3 protein-coding genes and 1 tRNA gene are annotated in these 2,398 nt (G+C 66.4%); 2 read left to right on the top strand and 2 right to left on the bottom strand.

What is annotated here, in order from left to right:
- The coding region (locus NTW26_10675; protein MCX7022714.1) for a hypothetical protein at positions 1-193 on the bottom strand (193 nt) is incomplete at its 3' end.
- Positions 194-333: 140 nt separating this feature from the next.
- Positions 334-408: transfer RNA gene (locus NTW26_10670), tRNA-Cys, on the bottom strand.
- A 110-nt stretch (positions 409-518) separates the two neighbouring features.
- Between NTW26_10670 and NTW26_10665 the strand changes: the two genes are divergently transcribed.
- Together NTW26_10665 and NTW26_10660 are read left to right on the top strand one after the other, a co-directional pair.
- Entirely contained in the window at positions 519-2,192 is a 1,674-nt protein-coding gene (locus NTW26_10665; protein ID MCX7022713.1) for a hypothetical protein, read from the top strand.
- 29 nt (positions 2,193-2,221) lie between these two features.
- Positions 2,222-2,398, top strand: a 177-nt coding sequence (locus NTW26_10660) for a pantoate--beta-alanine ligase (GenBank protein ID MCX7022712.1), incomplete at its 3' end; no start/stop codon positions are given.

Below are 2,398 nucleotides of genomic sequence, written 5' to 3'. Positions count from 1 at the left end.
GTGCGTATTTTAAAGCTTCATTACCGTCTTGATTATCCTTGTATGAAATGTGTGGGTAGTCATTGGAATCCAACGCGAGGGATGTAAACTCACCTACCCGTCCTCCCGAATCCACCGTCTCGATGTGCCACTCGCCGGCGGAGGCCGCGCCGGCCAGCGCCAGCGCGAAAACCACGTAAAAAAGCTTTTTCATTTCAATCTCCTCCACTCTTCAGCCGCCCCGCCGACGGGGGCGACTGTACCTGGGGGAGGGACAAACTCATCGCTAATATACACTCTTCCAGCGCTAAGGCAAGAAAAAAGCGGTCCGGCGACCGCTCTTTTTCAAAAAACTGGAGGCGGCACCCGGACTCGAACCGGGGATGAAGGATTTGCAGTCCTCTGCCTTAGCCACTTGGCTATGCCGCCGGTGGGGGGATTTTAGCCCAAGACGGGTGCCCGGTCAAGGGCGGCTTGCCGACGGGGCGCGTCTGGACCTATAATCTCCCGAGCGTTCGCCGAAACGGGGGGATTCCATAATGGCCTTTTCCCTGCTGGGCACCCTTTTATCGCTCCTGGGGGTCCTGAGCCCCGACGCGCTGCCGGCGGACGTCTTCAGCCAGGCGATGCTGGCCGGAGCCCCGGACGACACCCTGGTCGCGGTTTACGTGCCGGACCTCCTCTTGGACTACGAGTCCCTTGCCCAGCAGCCGCTCCTGGCGGGTCTCTTCTCCCAGTGGCCGCCCCAGGAGGAGGGGTTCCCGCAGGCGCTGGCGCAATACTCGCTTGAGGAGCTCCTCGGGCTGGTCCGCTCCGAGATGGCCGTTTATCTATCGCCCCCCGCCCCAAACGTGGAGTGGCCCGAACCCGCGCTGACACTCGTGCTGCGCCCCCGGAACCCCGAAATCTTCGCGCTCCTGGACGCGCTCGCCGACGAGCTGGGGGAGATGGAGCTGCCCCCCGGCTTCGAGGGCTTCCGCGCCTTCGGCGGCGAGGACAACGTCGTGGCCTACACCGACGAGCTCATCTACTCCTCGCAGTCGGTGGAGGGGCTGTCCGAGGTCGTCCACCACGGGAACGGGCTGGGTGATACGGAGCGGTTCCGGACGTGCACGGCACAGCTCCCGAAGAGACTCGCCCTGGCGGCCTACGTGGACCTCCACGACCTGGTGCGCCAGCCCGCGTACGACTGGAGCTCGGGGAGCTACGCGGAGCCGGAGCTGACGCCCCTGGAGGAGCGGCTGGAGGCCGTGGGGGTGGCGCTGGTCCCCGGCGCGGACGGCGGGCTCCGGGCGGACCTCACCCTGGCCGAGGGGGAGCCGGTCGAGCTCCTGGACGCCTTCCAGGGCCAAAGCCGGATCAACGGGCTCATCGGCCGTTACCCCGACCACTGCCTCGTCGCCGTAGAGGCGCATCTGGCGCGCCCGCTGACGACCCTCGCCGAGCTGGGCCTGGCGTTTTACGTTCAGCAAGCGGCGGTATCGGTGGAGGTCATGCCCGCGAACAAGAAGCAGTTGCACTATCCGCCGCTTCCTCCGCCCCCTTCGACGTTCGAGCCGGAGCTTTCGCCCGAGGTCCTCGCGGCGCTCGGGGAGCTGGACGCCCTGGCCGGGGACACGGTGGGTATGTCGCTCCACGCCCTCCCCGGAAAACCGCAAAGCGATGTGGCGGCGGGCTTCCTCAACGACCTGTTGGACATGGACGTGGAGTACGCCGACCCCCGGCAGGCGTTCTACTTCGAGAGCCCCGACCCGGCCGCCCTCGCCCGTGGCCTGGTTGCGCTCATGTCGTCGGAGGGTCGGGCGACGGCCGAGAAAATCACCCTGGGCGGCGTTCCCGGCCTGAGGCTGGTTCAGGACGGGGGGGAGTGCCTCTACCTCTTGGAATTTAACGGCTGCCTGGTGGTGACGCCGGACGAGCCGTCCGCGGAGTTCATTGCGGAAAACTTCGACGGGGCGGCCACTCTCGCCGGGGACGGGGCTTTCCGGGCGTCGGACGCCGCCACCACCGAGCCGGTCAACCTTGCGGTCTGGCTGGACATGCCCGCGCTCCTGGACGCCACCGCCGGCCCCGACGCCGCGGAAACGGCCGGGATGCTGGGCATGTCGGCCGGGGTAGGATTCAACGTGACCGCCACCGAGGGACGGGTCACCCTCGAGGGGGACGCCCTCATCGCGGGGCTCGTCTTCAGCCTCGGCTACTTGGGGTTATAGCCGTGCAAAACATCTTCACCGTATACGAGATGATTGAACACTCGCGCCGGCAGCGGTCGCAGGGGTACACCATCGCCCTCGTCCCGACCATGGGCTACCTCCACGAGGGGCACCTAAACCTGGTCCGGTTGGCGCACAAACTGGCCGAGCGCGTGGTGGTGAGCATTTTCGTCAACCCGACGCAGTTCGGCCCCGGCGAGGATTTC

The organism is bacterium (genome assembly GCA_026398675.1).
Lineage (GTDB): Bacteria > RBG-13-66-14 > RBG-13-66-14 > RBG-13-66-14 > RBG-13-66-14 > RBG-13-66-14.
The sequence above is the reverse complement of the archived record's forward strand: the minus strand, read 5'-3'. Positions and strand labels throughout refer to the sequence as shown.

Coding starts and splice junctions, on each gene's coding strand:
- NTW26_10665 (MCX7022713.1), top strand. CDS start 519: ATGGCCTTTTCCCTGCTGGGCACCCTTTTATCGCTCCTGGGGGTCCTG.